Genomic DNA, 477 nt, shown 5'->3' with positions numbered 1-477 from the left:
GACGTAGTCGTGAGGGTGCCACTCCCGCGCCATCGAGATGTGACGGTTCACATTGTCCTCGGCAGTGGGCACCAGCTCTTGCAGAAGCTCGAGCTGTGTCAGATCCCTCGCCATTAGATCGCCTCCATAGATTGCGTACGACCGGTCCAGCTTACGGCACCGTAGGTTCGGTGTGAACCGTGTCGAGCCTGTTCACTTGCTGTTCCGGCGGTCGTGATGTTCGGTGTCGATCGACGCGATGCGCCCCCGGAGCGCCGATCCTCCGACCGGCTTTCGCGAGTTCACGACCGCTGCAGTTCCCCCTGCACGTCGCTCGGCCTCGGCCGATCGTTACGTCCGAGTGTACGTTCCGGACAGGTGTGATCACTGTTACCCGGACGGTGTGTGGTGCCCCCAGTAGGACTCGAACCTACGACCTGCGGATTAAAAGGTCCACGATGCATACACCTCTACCGGGCGTACTGCACGAGCTCAGGC

General features: G+C 61.4%; 1 pseudogene. It reads right to left on the bottom strand.

The annotated features are described in order from the left end of the window. Positions 1–114: pseudogene (locus tag A2J02_RS28675) on the bottom strand (acyl-ACP desaturase); the annotation flags it as partial. Positions 115–477: the final 363 nt, after the last annotated feature.

The sequence above is a fragment of the Rhodococcus sp. EPR-147 genome (genome assembly GCF_001647185.1).
In the GTDB taxonomy this organism is placed as follows: Bacteria; Actinomycetota; Actinomycetes; order Mycobacteriales; family Mycobacteriaceae; genus Rhodococcoides.
Note: the sequence above shows the minus strand (reverse complement) of the source record. Positions and strands in the feature narration are given on the sequence as shown.